Annotated in this window: 16 protein-coding genes and 1 pseudogene; all 17 read right to left on the minus strand. The window is 63.2% G+C overall.

Annotated features, from left to right (window positions below):
• Positions 1 to 561 (minus strand): BCCT family transporter (locus B3P22_RS06675; protein ID WP_296270433.1); only part of this gene is annotated, 561 nt, incomplete at its 3' end.
• Between the two features lie 302 nt (positions 562 to 863).
• The gene (locus B3P22_RS06680; RefSeq protein ID WP_296270602.1) at positions 864 to 2,126 is read right to left on the minus strand and encodes an MFS transporter; all 1,263 of its coding nucleotides are present in this window, start codon (positions 2,124 to 2,126) and stop codon (positions 864 to 866) included.
• Between the two features lie 117 nt (positions 2,127 to 2,243).
• Positions 2,244 to 2,615 (minus strand): ethanolamine utilization protein EutQ, encoded by a 372-nt coding sequence (locus B3P22_RS06685; protein WP_296270434.1) that lies wholly within the window; start codon positions 2,613 to 2,615, stop codon positions 2,244 to 2,246.
• Entirely contained in the window at positions 2,612 to 3,940 is a 1,329-nt protein-coding gene (locus B3P22_RS06690; protein ID WP_296270435.1) for an NAD(P)/FAD-dependent oxidoreductase, read from the minus strand. The genes B3P22_RS06685 and B3P22_RS06690 overlap by 4 nt, the downstream gene beginning before the upstream one ends.
• Before the next feature lie 10 nt (positions 3,941 to 3,950).
• Positions 3,951 to 5,204: an FAD-dependent oxidoreductase gene (locus B3P22_RS06695; protein ID WP_296270603.1), complete on the minus strand. Its 1,254-nt coding sequence runs from the start codon at positions 5,202 to 5,204 to the stop codon at positions 3,951 to 3,953.
• A pseudogene (locus tag B3P22_RS06700) lies at positions 5,193 to 5,357 on the minus strand (rubredoxin); the annotation flags it as partial. The pseudogene B3P22_RS06700 and the gene B3P22_RS06695, both read right to left, overlap by 12 nt.
• 5 nt (positions 5,358 to 5,362) lie before the next feature.
• Positions 5,363 to 6,808: an aldehyde dehydrogenase family protein gene (locus tag B3P22_RS06705; protein ID WP_296270436.1), complete on the minus strand. Its 1,446-nt coding sequence runs from the start codon at positions 6,806 to 6,808 to the stop codon at positions 5,363 to 5,365.
• Between the two features lie 10 nt (positions 6,809 to 6,818).
• On the minus strand, positions 6,819 to 8,009 hold the full coding sequence (locus B3P22_RS06710) for an aromatic ring-hydroxylating oxygenase subunit alpha (protein ID WP_296270437.1): 1,191 nt from the start codon (positions 8,007 to 8,009) through the stop codon (positions 6,819 to 6,821).
• A 471-nt stretch (positions 8,010 to 8,480) separates the two neighbouring features.
• Positions 8,481 to 9,356, minus strand: a complete 876-nt coding sequence (locus B3P22_RS06715) for a LysR substrate-binding domain-containing protein (protein WP_296270438.1) — start codon at positions 9,354 to 9,356, stop codon at positions 8,481 to 8,483.
• A 498-nt stretch (positions 9,357 to 9,854) separates the two neighbouring features.
• Positions 9,855 to 10,733, minus strand: coding sequence for a metal ABC transporter solute-binding protein, Zn/Mn family (locus B3P22_RS06720; RefSeq protein WP_296270439.1), 879 nt, complete (start codon positions 10,731 to 10,733; stop codon positions 9,855 to 9,857).
• Positions 10,730 to 11,635 (minus strand): metal ABC transporter permease, encoded by a 906-nt coding sequence (locus B3P22_RS06725; protein ID WP_296270440.1) that lies wholly within the window; start codon positions 11,633 to 11,635, stop codon positions 10,730 to 10,732. Before B3P22_RS06725 ends, B3P22_RS06720 begins: the two co-directional genes overlap by 4 nt.
• On the minus strand, positions 11,632 to 12,390 hold the full coding sequence (locus B3P22_RS06730; protein WP_296270441.1) for a metal ABC transporter ATP-binding protein: 759 nt from the start codon (positions 12,388 to 12,390) through the stop codon (positions 11,632 to 11,634). The genes B3P22_RS06725 and B3P22_RS06730 overlap by 4 nt, the downstream gene beginning before the upstream one ends.
• Positions 12,387 to 13,325: a metal ABC transporter substrate-binding protein gene (locus tag B3P22_RS06735; RefSeq protein ID WP_296270442.1), complete on the minus strand. Its 939-nt coding sequence runs from the start codon at positions 13,323 to 13,325 to the stop codon at positions 12,387 to 12,389. The genes B3P22_RS06730 and B3P22_RS06735 overlap by 4 nt, the downstream gene beginning before the upstream one ends.
• A 15-nt stretch (positions 13,326 to 13,340) precedes the next feature.
• Entirely contained in the window at positions 13,341 to 13,907 is a 567-nt protein-coding gene (locus B3P22_RS06740; protein WP_296270443.1) for a DUF6162 family protein, read from the minus strand.
• Positions 13,904 to 14,224: a hypothetical protein gene (locus B3P22_RS06745; protein ID WP_197859345.1), complete on the minus strand. Its 321-nt coding sequence runs from the start codon at positions 14,222 to 14,224 to the stop codon at positions 13,904 to 13,906. Before B3P22_RS06745 ends, B3P22_RS06740 begins: the two co-directional genes overlap by 4 nt.
• Positions 14,221 to 14,760 carry a thiamine pyrophosphate-binding protein gene (locus B3P22_RS06750; RefSeq protein ID WP_296270444.1) on the minus strand — a complete coding sequence of 180 codons (540 nt, stop codon included), beginning with the start codon at positions 14,758 to 14,760 and terminating at the stop codon, positions 14,221 to 14,223. Before B3P22_RS06750 ends, B3P22_RS06745 begins: the two co-directional genes overlap by 4 nt.
• The gene (locus B3P22_RS06755) at positions 14,757 to 15,956 is read right to left on the minus strand and encodes a PepSY-associated TM helix domain-containing protein (protein ID WP_197859343.1); all 1,200 of its coding nucleotides are present in this window, start codon (positions 15,954 to 15,956) and stop codon (positions 14,757 to 14,759) included. Before B3P22_RS06755 ends, B3P22_RS06750 begins: the two co-directional genes overlap by 4 nt.
• Positions 15,957 to 16,225: the final 269 nt, after the last annotated feature.

Below are 16,225 nucleotides of genomic sequence, written 5' to 3' on the forward strand. Positions count from 1 at the left end.
CGACAGCGGCAGCCCCTTGTTGTAGGAGAAGTATCCCACCACCAGCGCAGTGGTCAGGTAGATCGCCCAGGGGTGAAAGCCCCAGTGATACAGGGTCGCACCCATGGCCGCGTGTGCGGCCTCCGGGGTGTTGGCGGCGACATTCAGCGGTGTTTTCCACCAGGCGGTGTATTGCGCAACCGGCTCGGCCACGCCCCAGTACAGCAGGCCGACGCCCATGCCGGCAGCGAACATCATGGAGAACCACGACAGGGTGCTGAACTCGGGCTTGGCCTCACGACCACCGAGGCGCACCTTGCCCAGCGGCGAAAACGCCAGCCCGGCGCAGAACAGCACCGACAAGTTGCCCATGATGATGATGAACCAGTCGAAATTCTGCAGGATCCAGCCCTTGATGCCTTCGAGTGTCTCGCCGAAGACCGCCGGATTGCTCAACGCCAGGAGAACCAGCAGCAGGATGATGGAGAAGGAAGCGGGGAATATGACGCGATGAAAATTCAACCCGAGCACTCGGATATTGAACTCTCGACCGACTACGTCTTGCACAACCATAGGCTTCATGCACGCACCTCGATTTTGTTCTTGTAATGGTTTCTCCGCATGCGCACCAAATCTTGCAGATGCAAATAACAGCTCGGTAGACACCGCGGGTGATCAATAGTCGATCAGGCCAGATTTCACCGACAAACCATTTAATCTGCGCGACTTATGACTTTTAATCATTAATTCAGGCAGCCCTTTCCCGCATTTCATAAAGCGCTGAAAGCCCTGTCTCACGGGCGCTGACGAGCCGCCGGCAGGCACCTGCCGACTCGTTTCACCGACTGGGATTGGGGGTCCGTGCGCTTATCAGCACATGCCTGTCAAAGCCTCTGCCCAGGTACCTGCTCGGCGCTGTCCTCGATGCTGACCGCCGGCTCGATGACCACAGCCAGGGTCGTGCAGGCCAGACCGTTGGGTGTGGCCTGGTGTTGTAGTGGTGCATCGTCCTGCAGGTGTTCGCCGGTCACACGGCCCTGGCCCACGGCGACTGCCAGTACAGCGGCACTGACGGCGAAAAACACATACAGACTGGAGGCGCCGAAATGCCCCATCAGCGCACCGGCCAGCAACGGGCCGATACAGGCGCCCACACCGAAGGTGGCGAGCAATAGCCCAGCCAGTGAAACCCGCAGTCGCGGCTCCATGTTGTCGTTGGCCAGTGCCACGCCCAGCGGGTACAGGCAGAACTGCAGGAAACCGATGCAGGCGCTGAACACCAGCAGCACGCCGAACGACAGCTCCTCATAGAACGCCAGCGGTAGACAGGTCAGGATCAGCAACGCCGCAACGCCGCGAATCAGGCTGGCGCGTGGTAGGCGGTCCGACAGCCAGCCGAGCGGCAGTTGGGCGAGCAGCCCGGCAGCGATCGCCAGGGCCATGAACTGACCCACCTCGGCCGTGCCCAGGCCCTGCCGACTGGCATAGATCGACGACAGCCCATAGAAGCCGCCATTGATCATCCCCGATATGAGCACGGTCATCAGCGATTGCGGCACACGCCGCAGGAACAGGCGTAAGTCCACCGGTTCCGAACTCGGTATGCTGGGATGGCTACTGCGGGTCAGCACCACCGGCACCTGGCTCAGCGCGAAGGCGATAGCCACGCCGAGCAGCGCATGCAGGCCGAGGTCCCCATCGATGCTCAGCGCCAGTTGGCCAAGCATCATGCCGACATAGGCGGCGACCATGTAAATGCCCAGCACCTTGCCGCGCTGGTCGCTCTGCGCGCAGTCGTTGAGCCAGCTCTCCACCACCATCAGCTGACACATCATGGCCATCCCGACCAGCAGGCGCAGCAACAGCCAGAGCGGCAGTGCCTCGCTGAAGGCATGGGTCAGCACCGCCGCGCAGATGATCCCGGAGCAGGCCACATAGGTGCGGATATGACCGACACGGCCGATCAGCACCTGGCCAACCTTGCCGCCGAACACCATACCCAGGGCATTGGCCGCCATCAGCGCACCGCCCCAGAACTCGGCGGCGCCGCCAGCAGTAAGGCGCAGTGCCAGGTAGGTCATCAGCAGGGTCGAGCCGAGCTGCATCAGCAGGCTGGCCAGATAGAGTGCAGCGAACGCCTGGGTCAGTCCGAGCAATTGCTCACCCCTTTTCTAGTGACAACCACCACGCCTGAGCCGGGCGCACAGCAAAGCGGGACCATCGACAACGCTCCCCTGACCAGCAGGCGGGTAAGAAACTACCTGCTAGGCCAGACCGTGCCGTTGTTTCCAGTCACCCGGATGGACCACGTAACCGAATAGCGCATGGCCGCCGTAGACCAGCTCGGTGCCCTCGGGAATCCACAGCAGCTGACCCGGCTGAACGCGATAAAGCTCGCCATTGGCCTGCAGCTCGAAGCAGCCCTCGATGACGAAAATCACCTCATCGTAGAGCAGGGTCCAGGCTTCCTCGGCGCCTTCCCAGCGGGCGAAACCGATGCCGATGTTCGGCGAGATCTCGTTGCTGATCGCCCGCGCCACGAAGGCGGCGCCGGGCGGCCCGCCACGCGGGACGAACTCCAGATCATGGTGGTCGACCAGAAGCACCGGGCCTTTGCCGGAAACGACCTGGCTCATAGCTCGCTCCGACTGTTCCAGGCCGCCAGGCGAATGCGCGAGCGCACGCCCAGGCCGAGGAAAGGCTCGGGCGGGTTGAGCGACGGCATGCCGGTGACTGCGCGGATATCGCGCAACTGCGCCGAATCGCTGCCGACCGCCAGATCCGCCAGCAGCGTGCCGGAAATGGTGCCCCATGCCGCGCCGACGCCGTTGTCGCAGGCCGAGGCGAACACCCCTGGCTCAAGTTCACCGAAGAAGTTGGTGAAGTTGCGCGAGATCGCATAAACCCCACCCCAGGAGTGGCTGAACGGCACATCGGCCAACTGCGGAAAGCGCGCCAGGAAGGCCTTGCGATGGTCGGCACGTACCGATTCGCGCATCGCGGCGCTGGTGCTCTTGCCGTACCTGGGCACGTGCTTGTAGGTGTTGCGGATGATCAGGCGGCGATCCTGAGTCATGCGTACCGTGGTGCCAGCATGATCGGCCGGGGTCAGCCCCCAGTCGAGCTGACCGCCATAGGCCGCCAGCTCGCCATCGTTCAGCGGACGCGTCCAGCTGGCGAAGGTCATCACTGGCAGCAGGCGGTTACGCAGGTAACCGAACTCCTGGGTGAAAATACTGGTGCCGAGCAGCAACTTCTCGGTGCGAATCGAACCTTGGCTGGCCTGCAGCAACCAGCCGCCCCGCCCGTCACGCTGCAGGCGGGTAATAGGCGACTCTTCCAACAGCTCGACGTTGTTCGGCAGTGAGCGCGCCAGACCGGCGACCAACGCCGCCGGCTGCATCAGGTAACAACCCGGGGTGAAAATCGCGCGGCTGTAATAGGCATTGCCCAGCACCTGGGCCAGCTCATCACGTTCGACCAGGCGGAAGGGCTCGCCAAGGTGCTTCAGCAGTTGCTCGAAGTGTTCCAGATACGCAAGGCCACGCGGGCCCACAGCGCCCTGATACTTGCCGGCATGGGACCACTGGCAGTCGATCCCGTGACGCTCGATCAGCCCCTGCAACTGCGTGATAGCAGTGCGGTTGAGCGACAGCAGACGCTGCTTGTGGGCCGGATCGGGATGTTCCAGGGCGAACTTGTGCGGCAGGTCGATGACGAAGCCGGAGTTGCGCCCGGAAGCGCCCTGGCCGACACGCTGGGCGTCGACCAGGATGATGCGTTTGTCCGGCAGCAGCTCGCCGAGACGTCGTGCAGCGGCCAGGCCGGCGAAACCGGCGCCGATCACTGTGTAGTCGGCATGTTGCTCGCCTTGCAGGCGCTTGCACGCGGGTTGTTGCGGCAGCGCGGCGTACCAGCCGCAGCTGCTGTCATCATGGGGCAGATTGATTTGCTTGCTCATGCGCGTGCCCTCAGGCCACTGATCGTCGTGCGTTCTGGCAGCTTTGCAGCCAGCTGTTGCGCTGGGTCTGCGCCTGTCGTCCGAGCAGGACGAAGCCGCACGCCAGCCCCTGGGCATCGTAGAACCCCGCGCTAAGGCCATCAGCGCTCGCTGTGCAGCGCCACTCTCCGGCGGTGCCAGGTGCCGGCGCCAGCAGGCACAGCGGCGCGGCTGGGGTTTTCACCGTCACCGGCATCAGCGGATAGCTAACCGCCGTCGGCTGGCCGAGCAGGGTCTTGCTCAGCGCGGCGATGCCCTGGTTGATCGGCGCCAGATAAGGCAGCAGTTGTCCCTCGACTTCGATGCAGTCACCCAAGGCATAAATGCCCGGTTGCGAACTCTGCAGTTGAGCATCGACCTGAATCCCGCGTCCCACGGCCAGCCCGGCACCTTTGGCCAGGCCCAGATTGGGTTGCAGGCCAACGGCCGAGAGCAGCAGATCGGCCTCCAGGCTATCGCCATTGGCCAGCGTCAGGCGATAGCCCTGCTCCAGCGCGTCGACACGGCGCACGGTGTTCTGCAGGTGCCAGCTGACGCCCAACTCGGCCAGTGCGTTCTGCAGGTGTTGCCCGGCCTCGGCCGGCAGCAGGCGCTCCATCGGCCACTTACCGAGGCCGATGACGCTGACCTGAAAACCATTGGCCGCCAGGTCGTTGGCAAACTCGCAACCGATCAGGCCATCGCCGAGAATCGCCACACGCCGCACGCCGATCAGGCGCTCGCGGAAGCTGCGGTAGTCATGCAGGTTGTTGACACTGATCAGCGCGTCGCCGGGCCCTTCGATGGGCAGGCGGATCGGCGCAGCGCCGCTGGCCAACACCAGTTGGCCGTACTCCATCTCACCGATATTGGTGTGCAGGCGCCGCGCCGTGGTATCGATGTGCTCGACCGTGCAGTGCGGGTAGACGCGAATCTTCAGGCGCTTCTCGATGGCCAGCGCCGACTCACTGGCCAACGCGTCGGCGCTCTTGCCCTGAGCCAGGCCGATGGACAGCGCCGGCTTGGAGTAGAGGTGGCCGGAGTCCTGCGTCAGCACACGGATTTCCACCTCGGCATCAGCGCGGCGCAGGGCCTGGGCTAGGCCATAACCGGCATAGCCGCTGCCGATGATGACGATTGGCTGACGCACCTCGGCCGCCACGGCCTGCAATGGTTGCGGCGGTACCGGCAGCGGCGTGCTGAGCGGCGCCGCCGCGCCGGCGACTACCGGACTGATGTCGAGCATCTCGAAATCGTCCTTGCCGACTTTGCACTCCGGGCACTTCCAGTCCGCCGGCACGTCTTCCCAACGGGTGCCGGCGACGATACCGTCGTCCGGCCAGCCCAGGGCCTCGTCATAGATGAGGCCGCAGACCACACACAACCAGGTCTTGAACATGTCGCTCACTCCCCCGCCACGCGAATGGCTACGTTCTTGGTGCGCACGTAGCTGTACAGGGCTTCCTGGCCCTTCTCACGACCGAAGCCAGACAGGCCAACACCGCCGAACGGCGTTTCGATGCCACCGGCATACCATTCGTTGACGAATACCTGGCCAGCGCGCAGGCGCCGCACGCAGCGCATGGCGCGGCTGATGTCTTGGGTGAAGACGCCGGCGACCAGGCCGAAATCGGTGCCATTGGCGATCTCGATGGCCTGCTCTTCGCTGTCGAAGGGGATGATCGCCAGCACTGGGCCGAACACCTCTTCCTGGGCGATGCACATGTCCGCGCGCACATCGCGGAACACCGTCGGACGCATGAAGTGCCCGGCCAGCTCGCTGTGAGCCTCGCCACCGGTGGCCACTACCGCGCCCTCATCGACTGCGCGCCGACACAGGGTTTCGATGCTGGCCAGTTGTCCTGCGCTGACCACCGGGGTGAGGTCCGGGTTGTCCTGGCCGAGACCGACGCTGAGCCCTTCGGCCAGCTCGACCACCGCATGGACGATGTCCTCGTAGATCTCGCGCTGCACCAGCAGACGCGACATGGCCGAGCAGACCTGCCCGGCATTGAAGAAGATGCCGCTCTTGACGCTCGCCAGAAGCTGCTTACGGTCAACGTCGGCGAAGGCGATGGCGGCCGACTTGCCGCCCAACTCCATGACGCTGGGAATGGCGTTGGCCGCGGCATCACGGAGAATCGATTGGCCGGTCGGCACCGAGCCGGTGAAGACGATCTGGTCGACCTTGGCGCTGCTCACCAGATGCGCCCCGACCTCGCGACCGCGGCCACAGATCAGGTTGATCGCGCCTTGCGGCAATCCGGCCTTAACGATGGCGCGCACCAGCACGCACATGCCCAGCGGCGACAGCTCCGGCGACTTGATCACCACCGCGTTACCGGCCGCCAGCGCCGGCGCCAGGGAGCGGGCGCAGATGGACACCGGGAAATTCCACGGCACGATCTGCGCCGACACGCCCATGGGGTCGTAGACGGTGAAGTCCATGTAGCCCTCGCCCAGCGGAATCGAGGTGCCCTCGATCTTGTCCGCCATGCCGGCGTAGTACTCGAAGTAGCGCGCGGCCTCGATGAATTCGTCGCGGGCATCGTTGATGCTCTTGCCATTCTCCTGGCACAGCACCCAGGCGCCCTCGTCTGCCACCGCGCGGATTTCCTCGGCGATACGTAGCAACCAACCGACCCGTTGCGCCGGACGGGCACGGGTCAGTTCACCGCTGTCGGCGCAGCGACGCGCCGCCTGCAGCGCGCGCTCGGCATCCTCAACGGTGGCCTGGGCGATGGTCGCCAGCGGCTCGGCGGTACCGGGGTTGTTCACGCTCAGGCGCTGGACGCTGTCGACCCAGGCACCGTCGATGTAGTTGAGCCAGTGAGAAGCAATCGGATACATGACGACCTCCTCAGGCGTTCTGCGCGATGGCCAGCAACTTACGCGCGGCCCACTGGTGGAAGTAGTGTGTCGGCACATCCATCTCCGGGGAGAACGCGCCGCCGCCGTAGCCCGGCGAATGACGGCCCTTCTGCATGCCTTCGACCGAGGCGATGTCTTCGGCGAACACCACCTTCCATGACTCCAGAATGGCGTTGCGGCAGGCGGCGTACTCGTCGCCCAGCGCCTCGTCGCCGACATAGAACAGGCGCAGGTGCTCCAGGGTGCGCCCCGGCGCGACCGGCTCCAGCTGCATGGCGAAGGCGTGGTCGGCCTGGATGCCCAGCAGCACGTTGGGGAAGAAGGCCACGTATTCGGCGTTACGCAGACGATCCTGCGGCCAGCTGGGGAACTGCGGCATGTGCGTGCCGGCGACATCGGAGAGGTTGTAGGCGTAGCTGCCCTGGCCGGCGAACTGACCGTCGAAGAGGATGTTGTAGTGATCTTCGAGGCGCGAGTAGGTGTTCAGGCTCGGGTGCACCCACGGCAGGTGGTACGCCTCGCAGTAGTTCTCCACGGCCAGCTTCCAGTTGCAGGCGATGTCCAGGGTGGTGGAATCCATGTTGGCGCGGCGGCGCAACAACCCCATGCCATCCTCACCAAGGAACTGGCTCCAACGCGCGGTCAGCGGCGCCAGCATTTCTTCCAGTGGCTGCGCGTCGCCGGACAGATTGATGAACACCATGTCCATCCAAATGGCGCTACGGATGGCCTTGAGGCCGTGTTTCTCGCAGGCGAAACGCTCGTCCTTGTGCTTGTCGATGCCGCCGACGTGCGGCGTGCCCTTGAGGCCGCCGTTGAGGTCGTAGGTCCAGGAGTGGTAGGGGCAGCGAATCACACCCTGCACGGTGCCGGCCTCTTCCACCAACTTCATGCCACGGTGGCTGCAGACGTTGTGGAAGACCTGCACCAGGCCTTCACGGTTGCGCATCAGCAGCAGCGGCAGGCCCATGAAGTCGACCGGCTTGACCGAGCCATTCTGGGTCAGGTCGCTGGCGAAACCGACACAGGCCCAGGTCTTGCCCATGATCTGATCGCGCTCGAGCTCGAACAACTTCTGATCGGTGTAGAACTCGTTGGACAGGCCAGTGGCTTGGTGGATCGGAGCGAGTACGGTTTCCAGCTGGTGCACTGGGATTTGCTGAGTAGTGGATTGAGTCATTGTTGTTATCCCCTGCAAGGCACGGTGGTGGTGATCTCGGCAAGCGTTTGAACGCTGCTCGTTGGTCACCAGTGTCGAAAAGCAGGGGATTGTTCGACAAACGATTTTTTGCGCTGATATTTATGATAAAAAATCATAAATATTGGGAAGGTTGAGTTGAATAAACCCAGTAAATCCAAGGGGCTGATGTATGTCGTTAACTCATCGGCTCATGACGAGAAATGGTTTGTCCGGCGTTGCCGCCGGTGCCATCTTGCCGCCACTGCGCAACGTTCTGCAGGCACTTGCCAACCCGGCAAGAGCTGCCTGCTGCGCAGCGGTTCTACGCCAACAGCCACGAAACCGCCCTTCTCACTGATCGCCCACGCTGCGGGCAACGTAACGAGCTGCCTCAGGCCAAAAATCTGCGGCAGCCTCGTTTCAACTCGCCTGAACCTCATCACTGGGCGCGTTGGCAACCTGCTCCATCAATCAGCTGCGAAAGCGTTGCACGCTCTGCCGACTGCTGCGGCCCAATGGTTCGAGCAGGCAGAACTGCGCATCGGTGTGCAGCGTGACATCGATGGGCCTCACCAGTGCACCGGTCTGCAGATGGTTGTCCACCAGGTTCGACCAGGCCAGCGCGATGCCCTGCCCGCTTAGCGCCGACTGGATGAGCATCGAATAGCTGTTTATGTTGATCCGGTGCCGTGGCTCGCATGCCTTGTAGCCCAGACGCTGGAACCATTCCGGCCAGCTGATCCAGTCGCGCTGCGGGTCTTCCAGCCACAGCCAGGTGCCGGTAGCCAACTGCCTCGGCTCGCAGAAATCCGGGTGCTTGGCCAGATAGCCCGGGCTGCATACGGGGAAGACCTCTTCGGCGAACAGCGGCGTCGCCTGCATGTTCTTCGGTGACGTGCGGCAGTAGTACAACGCCAGATCGCAATCCAGGCGGGAGAAATCCTTGACGTGGTCGTAGGCGATGATGCGCAGGTCCACTTCTTCGTTGTCACGCTGAAACTCGGCGACCCGCGGCAGCAACCAGAGCGATGCCATGGCAGTGCTGGTCACCACCGTGACCTGCTGCGCACCGCGCCAGTGGCGGATCTCACCGGTGGCATGGGCCAGCTGCAGCAAGGCTTCACGCACCGTGTCGTAGTAGTGGCTGCCGGTGGGGCTGAGGTTGATCTCGCGGGTGGTGCGTTCGAACAGGGTTTTGCCGAGATAGTCCTCGAGCAGACGGACCTGTCGGCTGATCGCACCCTGGGTGACGTTCAATTCCTTAGCCGCGAGGGTGAAACTCAGGTTTCGCGCGGCCGACTCGAACGCCACCAGGCTGTTGAGCGGAGGCAGAGGTTGAATCTTCATGCAGGCAATTCACGCTGGTGTTGTTGTTATTTGACCGCTGTCTGGAGCGCGGCTCGTCCTACAGCATGCAGCTTGTAGCCACAAATCGATACGCTTCGCAGGTGAAAAGTCACAACTGCCTAAGATCGGCAGGGGTCTGCGAGTGATTCTAGTAGAACGACGTCAGCTCAGACTCTCACTTGCCCGCGCGCCCGCGAAAACAGATGGCAACGCGCCATCCCTAGGCCGACGAAGCCGAACCGTTCGGGGTCGCTGCGGCGCCTCGGCTATCGGAACGGGTGGAAAACAAGGAAAACGGAGGTGAGCCAGAAGCCCTCTGCCTGGACTTCGATGCTTGCATCCAAGCGACAAGCGGCCCTTCACAGACGCCTGCTGCGTAGGTGCGGCAAATGCTGCATCGCGGCGCCACGCGAGACAGCCAGGCAACCTTCGGGCTGGGAGCTGAAGGTCGCCTGCTCAGGTTACTCGCGCCGGGTATTGACGTATTGCTGCCAGGGGCTAGTCAGTATCCTGGGCTGCGGAAAGGCCATCGATGATTTGTTCGGTCAGAGCGACGAGACCGTTCACCGGGTCGCCAGCCGAATCATCGAGCATCAGCAGCCTCGCGCCGGCGTCCTTTACCGCTGCAGCCACAGTCTCGTCGACAGCCCGATCACTCAACACCAGGCGCACGTCATTGTCCTCGATCACTGACTTGAATGCGTCGACCGCAGGGTCGGCCGACAACTCGATCACATCGAGGTTGAGACCGGTGGTCAGGTACTCGAAGCCCGGCGACAGGCTGGCCACGCTGAGGTTATCCAGCTCGGCCAGACGGCTTTCACTGGTAGCGCTCAGCGTCAACAGACGCTGCTTGATATCCGCCAGGTTGCTCGCTATCTGCGCCGCATCGTCGGGGCTCAGGCGCGCCAGGTCCGCGGCCATCACGTCGGCCATGCGGCCGAGGTTGTTGATGCTCAGCCAGGGCTGCTGTGCTAGCACATCACCACCTTCCGAGCGCAGTGCGATGCCGGGTAAGGCGCCGTCCACGGGACGCGCGGCGTCCACTTCGACGATACGGATGTTGCTGCGCCGCGCCATGGGATACAGCGGATCGTCCGGCCACAGCGAACGCATTGCGATCACTGCATCGGCTGAGCTCGCCGCCTTTTCCAGCGCGCCAGCGCCGCGCCCGCTGAAATAGGAGATCTGGCGGCTCGCCGGCAACTTGGCTGGGGTGGCGCGGACGACCTGAACCTTGGTGCCCTGTAGCAGCGCCGAGCCGAGGCCATGGGTCACCGGCAGGCTGGTCAGCACGCGCATCGCGTCGGCCAGCGCCAGTGGGGCAAGGAGCATGCTGCCGACAACAACGGCGAGGTTGAGCAGTTTCTTCTTCATCCGAGGTTCCCTTTGAGGCCGGGCAGCAGGCCACGGGCAATGGCGGCGCCAGCGAAGACGATGCCGGCCATGATGATGATGGAGGCACCGGACGGCACCGGCAGCTCCAGGGCGATGGGCAGGAAGATACCGACCAGCGTACAGAAGGTGGCGATCACCACCGACAGCCAGAAGAAGCCCTTCAGCGACTGGCTGAGCAGGCGCGCGGCGGCTGCCGGGATGACCAGCAACGCGCCGACCAGGATGGCGCCGATGACCTTGACCGCCGCCACGGTGACCAGCGCCACCAGCATGACGAACAGGTAATCCAAAGGCTTCACCGCCACCCCGCGTACAGCGGCCAACTGCGGGTTGAAGCTGGTCAGCATGAGGCGGTTGTACAGCGGCACGGTCAGGGCCATGACCAGCAGCGAGACCATCGACAGCACGCCAAGGTCCTGAGCGTTGACTGTGAGCACCGAGCCGAACAGCACGTTCTCCAGAATATGGATATTGATGCGCCCTGCCAGCACCAGCAGCAGGCTGGCGCCAATCGCCAGCGATACCGAGAGGAACACGCCGATCAGCGTATCCGGCGACAGGCCGGTGCGATTGCGCAAGTAGTTGAGCAGCAGGCCGAACAGCAGACAGTAGCCGAACAGGCTGCCGTAGGGGCCGGTGTAGGGCTCACCGAGCAGAATGCCGATGGCGACGCCGGTCAGCGCCGCGTGACCAACGGCCTCGGAGAAGAAGGCGAAACGCTTGACCACCACCAGCGTGCCCAGGCCACCGAGCACCGGGCCGATCAGCAGCCCGGCGAACAGCGCATTGATGACGAAACCATAGGCCAGTGCCTCAGGCAGATAGCCGGCGCCGGCCCATCCCTGGATCAGCAGGCGCAACTGTTCAAAGAAGGCGCTCATGCCACACCCTCCCCGCCAACCTGGGGATGGCTGGAGAACAACTGCAACAGGCGCTCCGGGTTCAGCGCCCGTTGCGGCACGTCATCGAACAGCACACGGCGGTTCAGGCCCGTGACGCGATCGGCCAGGCGCCCGACCGCACCCAGATCATGCTCGACCCAAAGCACGGTCACGCCAGCCTGGCGCCAGTCCTTCAACAATGTCTCGAAGACCCGCATGCCCGACTCGTCCAGAGCAGCCATGGGCTCGTCGAGGATCAACAACTGTGCAGCCGGCACCAACCCCTGAGCCAGAAGAACGCGTTGGCGCTCCCCTCCGGACAGCGCACCCATGCGCCGCTTGCGCTTGTCGAGCATGCCGACACGCGCCAGGGCGTCGTCGATAGCCGGGGCATGACGCCTCGACAGGCCGAGAAAAGCCGGACGAACCTGGCACATGGCGGCCATGAAATCGTCCACCGTCATCGGCAGGCCGCGGTCGAACTCCAGCGCCTGCGGTACATAACCGATGGCGCCGGGGGCATCCGGCCAGTCCAGTGTCAGCTCGCCACGGTGCGGCATTTGCCCGAGCAGGGTTTTGATCAGCGAGCTCTTGCCACCGCCATTGGGGCCGACCAGAGCATGCACGCTACCGGCGCGAACCTGAAAGGCGACCCGGTCGAGGATGCGGGTTCGGCCAAGTTCCAGGCTGACATCTTTGAAGTCGATGGTGGGTCCGGTGACTGCCTTGGCGGGCAGGGCTTCAACCGCGGTCATGCGCCATTCTCTTGAATGGCACGCACGACGGTGTCGAGGTTGCGGGTCATTTCTTCTTCGTATTTGCCCGCGCTGTACTCGCCGTAGGAGATATGTGTAAGGGGATAGAGGTGCACGCCGGACTCACGTTGAATGGTCTCGACGTAGGTCGAGGGGAAGTCCATCTCCGAGAAAATCACCTGCACATCCAGCTCCCTGAGCTGGTCGATGGTCTTCTTCAACTGACTGGGGCTGGGTTCGATGCCATGCGCCGGCTCGACCACGGCGGTCACCTCCAGGCCGAATTCGCGCAACAGATAGTCGTAAGCCCCGTGGATGGTAGCGACACGCAGCTCGGCACCCTTTTCCTGGCTGAGGCGCCCGAGTGCCTCGGCGCGCAGCGCGCGCAGGCGCTTGCCATAGGCGCGGGCATTCTGGCGGTAAGCCTTGGCGTTATCCGGGTCGAGCTTGCCCAACTCTCTGGCGATGGTGTTGATCTGTGCGATGGACGCACTGATGGAGAGGAAGGTATGCGGGTTGACCACCTTGCCCGCGCCACGCGCCGCCTGGCCGGTGGCCGCCAGCAGCGGTACGCCGGCATTGGCCTCGATCAACGGCAGATTGGGCTTCTCGCTGGCCGCGATCATGCGCTCGGCGAAGTCGTCATGGCCCACGCCGTTGAGCACCACCACATCCAGGCTGCCGATGCGCTTGATGTCTTCGGCACGCGGTTCATAGGCATGTGGGTTGAAGCCGGCGGGAATCATCGGCACCACCTCGGCCTTGTCGCCGACGATGTTGCTGACGTAGCTGTAGTAAGGGTGCAGGGTAATGCCGATGCGTAAACGCTGGCCATCGGCAGCGCTGGCCAGTGCCGGCAACAGTGCGGCACTCAGGCAAACGAGGAAAGCCGCCAGCATGCGGCGGTGCAGGGTGAAACGAGCGTGAGTCGACATGGGTAAATCCGGAAATCAGTGGCGGTGTTGGCGGGTAACGCCGGCGTCGAATTCGCTGAACACCTGGCGCCAGCCAGCAGCGCTCAGCGCCTGTTCATGCAGATCATGCGGGGCGTCGTCCAGAGGCGAGCGATTGAGCCAGACGCTGGCATCCTCGCCGTCGAGGCGCAGCAGGAACGAACCCGCCGTGTCCTCGGCGTTGCTGCGACCGAAATAGGCGGCGTGGGTATCGCTATGCAGCAGTTGCCAGGCGTGGGCGCCGCGGTTGACGGCGCTGGCATCGCTGATGAACGGAGGGAATCCCTCCTCGGCCAGTTGCTCTGGCGTGGGCAGGTGCTGCTCATCCTCCTGATACAGGCGGATCTCGTCGAGGGCGACCAGCAGGTCGGTGTGAATCCCCTGCTCGGCGGCGCGCAGGTCACGCCGCGCATCGAACTGGTCGGAGGTCACGGCGACGCTTTGCTGCGGCTGCGCCCGCGACATGACGATCAACCCGGCCAACAGCACGATGGCCAGCGCCAGCAGGCACACATGCAGCGTTTCATGCCCTGCGCCGGCGGGGCGTATCACCTGGACACTCATGGCGCCTCGATGTCCATATGGTCGATCTCCACCACATGGCCGGGACCGGCGTCGAACAGGACATAGAATTCACCCTCGGGGCGCTTGAAGCTCAGGCTGGAGTCGCCGTCGAGCTTGCCGGCAACGAGAATTTCCTCGTCGTAGCTGATCACGTCCAGCGTCACGCCTGGGGCACCACTGCCGTCGGAGAAACCGCCAACGCAGACGATCTCCTCATCACCCTGCGGTTCGCACTGGCAGACCGGGTTGTGCGCCAGGGCCAACGAGCAGAACACGCTGGTCGTTGCCAGCAGCAGCGAACGGTAGAGATTTTTCATGGTTTGCCTCCTCGTTGATTCAGCCAGGCCTGAGTGGCAGGCGATGCCTGCGCCAGCGGTATGGATGCCTGATGCAGGGAACCGTCCCAGCCTTCCATGGTGATCCACAGTTCGGCATCGGCCCTGGTCCGCGGCGGGATGGGTAGGCTGGCGCCCATACGATACGGGCTGCCGAAGAAGATCGCGCCGGCTGCACGCAGGCTGCGGGGCTTGCCGATACGCAGGTAGGTGGCCTTGACCTGATCGATGCACGTCGCGCACAACGCGGCATTGAAACTCTTCATGTAACCAGCCGGCCCTTCGAGCCTCGGACCTTCTTCGCGCAGTTCGGCCAGGCGCAGGCTCCACGGGCCGACCTGCACCTCGCCGATCTCACGCTCGCCCAGGCCACTCTCGCCTCGGAACAGGGAAACGTCTTTGAAATACTTGGGCATGAACGCCAGCGGGATGATCACCAGCAGGATATTCACGTGGAAACGCCACTTGTGCCACAGGTGACCCAGGGGGGTGGATGGCATTGCTGCAGCCTTGCTCATGACTGGCCCTCCGAGGCTTCGCCGATAACAATGGGCGCCGTGCGCTGACGTTCGGCGCGCGGTTTGCGCTTGGCCAGCGCGGCGGTAGCCTGGACGGTACGCTTGCTCCAGATCAACAGGCCGCTGAGCACCATCATGCTCAGCAACAGCCCGAACACGAACCACACCAGCTTGAGCCAGAGACCGCCGAAATCACCGGTGTGCAAAGGACGCATCGACTCGGTGACGAACTCCAGGGCTGAACGGTCCGACAGCAGGCGGGTCTGGTCGACGTTGCCGGTGTAGGGATTGACCGCAGCCGACTGGAACATCAATGGATACCAGCCACGGCCACCGACGAAGATATGGCTGTAGGCGTTGCCCGGCAGGCTGACGAAACTCGCCTCCAGGCCGGGAATGCGCTGTGCAGCAGTATCGACGGCACGATCGATATCGATGCGCGACACGCTGCCGCCAGGCTCGACCACTGGCACTTCTTCACGCGCAACCACCGGCGGTATGCCTTCGGTGGAAATGGAAATGTGGTTATCGAACAACAGCGCCTGAATCAGAAACCATACGCCGGTGATGGAGATGACGGCGATGAACCAGATCGACCAGATGCCGGACAGGCGATGAAAATCCCCCCAGAAGATGCGTGCGCCCTGGTTGAAACGCAGCGTTGGCTTGAAGAAACCCTTCCAGAATTTCTTGTAGACCACCAGCCCGGTCACCAGGGACGCCAGCATCGGCAGGCCCATCAGCGACACCAGATACCAGCCCCAACTAAAACCATTGGTAAAGGGCACCAGCCACCAGCCATGCAGGGCACGGGTGAACTGGCGGAAGTCGAACTGCGGGCTGATGCCCTGGATAGCTCCCGTATAGGGATTGACGTAGAGCGTAGGTGACGTGCCATCCGGATAGCTGACCCGCGCAGTGAGGGCAAAGTGATCCTCCTGCGGGCGACTGATCGACTGCACGAAAAGTTGCGGCTCGGCACGGCTGATGGCCTGCAGCACCTGGCCGTAGCTCAGACGTTCGGCATCATCCGCAGGCTTACTGGCGCGTACATCCGGGTTGGCCAGCCAGACGATCTCCTGACTGACCGTGGCCAGGGTGCCAGTGACGCAAATGATCAGCAGGAAAAACCAGACCGGCAACGCCAGCCAGCTATGGACAAGAAACCAGATTCTGGAACGGGACTTCTTTGACATCGGTAAACCAAGAGTGAAGCCATGCTGTTGATGGCAGGTTTCATGAAGGGAAACGCGTATTTATAACTGTATGACGAATGAGATGGGAAAAACCTGCAGGTGCAGATGAAAAAAATTTCTATTCCTATCTTACCCATGTCGATTGGTAGCTCCTTCGCCACAATGAACGGCACGAGATCTTTCTTGATAGAATTATTGCCCATTCGCTCACTCGTACAGCCCACCCGCCTCGTCGCACCAGGCGCACGCGCGAATTCCAGCTTTCAACA

Origin of the sequence: Pseudomonas sp. UBA6323 (assembly GCF_002439135.1) — a bacterium.
Classification (GTDB): domain Bacteria; phylum Pseudomonadota; class Gammaproteobacteria; order Pseudomonadales; family Pseudomonadaceae; genus Aquipseudomonas.

What these genes read in the sequence shown, in the direction of transcription:
- B3P22_RS06685 (WP_296270434.1), bottom strand. Translation starts at nt 2,615, where the DNA reads ATGAGCCAGGTCGTTTCCGGCAAAGGCCCGGTGCTTCTGGTCGACCAC.
- B3P22_RS06690 (WP_296270435.1), bottom strand. Translation starts at nt 3,940, where the DNA reads ATGAGCAAGCAAATCAATCTGCCCCATGATGACAGCAGCTGCGGCTGG.
- B3P22_RS06695 (WP_296270603.1), bottom strand. Translation starts at nt 5,204, where the DNA reads ATGCTCGACATCAGTCCGGTAGTCGCCGGCGCGGCGGCGCCGCTCAGC.
- B3P22_RS06705 (WP_296270436.1), bottom strand. Translation starts at nt 6,808, where the DNA reads ATGTATCCGATTGCTTCTCACTGGCTCAACTACATCGACGGTGCCTGG.
- B3P22_RS06710 (WP_296270437.1), bottom strand. Translation starts at nt 8,009, where the DNA reads ATGACTCAATCCACTACTCAGCAAATCCCAGTGCACCAGCTGGAAACC.
- B3P22_RS06715 (WP_296270438.1), bottom strand. Translation starts at nt 9,356, where the DNA reads ATGAAGATTCAACCTCTGCCTCCGCTCAACAGCCTGGTGGCGTTCGAG.
- B3P22_RS06720 (WP_296270439.1), bottom strand. Translation starts at nt 10,733, where the DNA reads ATGAAGAAGAAACTGCTCAACCTCGCCGTTGTTGTCGGCAGCATGCTC.
- B3P22_RS06725 (WP_296270440.1), bottom strand. Translation starts at nt 11,635, where the DNA reads ATGAGCGCCTTCTTTGAACAGTTGCGCCTGCTGATCCAGGGATGGGCC.
- B3P22_RS06730 (WP_296270441.1), bottom strand. Translation starts at nt 12,390, where the DNA reads ATGACCGCGGTTGAAGCCCTGCCCGCCAAGGCAGTCACCGGACCCACC.
- B3P22_RS06735 (WP_296270442.1), bottom strand. Translation starts at nt 13,325, where the DNA reads ATGTCGACTCACGCTCGTTTCACCCTGCACCGCCGCATGCTGGCGGCT.
- B3P22_RS06740 (WP_296270443.1), bottom strand. Translation starts at nt 13,907, where the DNA reads ATGAGTGTCCAGGTGATACGCCCCGCCGGCGCAGGGCATGAAACGCTG.
- B3P22_RS06745 (WP_197859345.1), bottom strand. Translation starts at nt 14,224, where the DNA reads ATGAAAAATCTCTACCGTTCGCTGCTGCTGGCAACGACCAGCGTGTTC.
- B3P22_RS06750 (WP_296270444.1), bottom strand. Translation starts at nt 14,760, where the DNA reads ATGAGCAAGGCTGCAGCAATGCCATCCACCCCCCTGGGTCACCTGTGG.
- B3P22_RS06755 (WP_197859343.1), bottom strand. Translation starts at nt 15,956, where the DNA reads ATGTCAAAGAAGTCCCGTTCCAGAATCTGGTTTCTTGTCCATAGCTGG.